Below are 1,127 nucleotides of genomic sequence, written 5' to 3' on the forward strand. Positions count from 1 at the left end.
CGTGCTCGACCCGGTACTTGTTCACCCAGTTCCCGAGGGTGCCCTCGTTCACCTGGATCTCGCGAGCAACCTCGGCGATCGGACGAGACGACTCGGTCACCATCTTCACGGCCTCGTCCTTGAACTCCGGACTGAACTTCCTGCGTCGTTCCGGCATTGATCACCCTCCATTCCGGGCGGACCTTATTGGGTCCGGTGTCCGGAATCTGGGAGGCTCGCCAAATCCCTCATTGTGTAGTAGTGCAGACGCCTCGGTCCGCATCCGGCCGCTCAGGTGCCGCGTCAAATTCGCGGCGTCTCTTCATCCGCTGGCCCCTCAGCCACAACCGCGCCGGCCAGAGCACGGACCAACGAGGAGCGCCCGACGCCGAGCGTGGCCGCGATCTCATTGAGCGTCTTACCGTGCGCCCGCATCTCCTGGGCGATCACGATCCGATCTGGGGTCATGACGGTGGGGCGGCCGCCGACCCGGCCGCGGGCCCGGGCCGCTTGCAGGCCGGCGCGGGTGCGCTCGGCGATCAACCGGCGCTCCATCTGCGCGACCGCCGCGAAGACGTGGAAGACCAGCTCTCCCGCCGACGGTGGTGGTGTCGATCGCCTCGGTCAGCGACCGGAACTGGATGCCCCGCTCCCCCAGCTGGTTGACGATCGCGGTCAGGTCCGCGACCGAGCGACCGAGCCGGTCGATCCGCCACACCGCCAGGGTGTCCCCCGCCCGCACGTAGTCCAGGCAGGCGGTCAGCTGCGGGCGGGCGGCGGTGGCGCCCGACGCGAAGTCGGTGAAGATCCGCAACGCACCCGCGGCGGTCAGTCCATCGTGCTGCAGGGCCGGATCCTGCTTAAGGGTCGAGACGCGGGCGTAGCCGACCAAGGTCACAGCCTGGACCGTAGCCGGTGCAGTATCAGAAACGACGGAGGCCATCGGTTTCGGGCCGTAGTTTTCGGCAACGAGTTCCGGGCCGACCTCGACCTCCGGTGACCTGCGCTAACGCACTCTGCCTAGTAGTACTTTGTTACGTGTGTCGTTCCCGCTGATCCGGCTCGTCGTGTGATCTTGTTCTGAGCTGTGACGCCGGAGGAAATGGACCAGGTCAGGCCGCGGCTGGAGGCGTTCGCCGCCGAGATGC

2 protein-coding genes and 1 pseudogene are annotated in these 1,127 nt (G+C 67.1%); all 3 read right to left on the reverse strand.

Translation table 11 applies throughout. The features are described from left to right. The coding region (locus KME75_RS47410) for a transposase (RefSeq protein WP_219420552.1) at window positions 1–157 on the reverse strand (157 nt) is incomplete at its 3' end. Window positions 158–282: 125 nt separating this feature from the next. Continuing rightward, entirely contained in the window at window positions 283–522 is a 240-nt protein-coding gene (locus KME75_RS47530) for a hypothetical protein (protein ID WP_308283532.1), read from the reverse strand. Window positions 523–528: 6 nt separating this feature from the next. Further along, a pseudogene (locus tag KME75_RS47535) lies at window positions 529–922 on the reverse strand (recombinase family protein); the annotation flags it as partial. Window positions 923–1,127: the final 205 nt, after the last annotated feature.

The organism is Pseudonocardia nigra, assembly GCF_019396355.1.
In the GTDB taxonomy this organism is placed as follows: domain Bacteria; phylum Actinomycetota; class Actinomycetes; order Mycobacteriales; family Pseudonocardiaceae; genus Pseudonocardia; species Pseudonocardia nigra.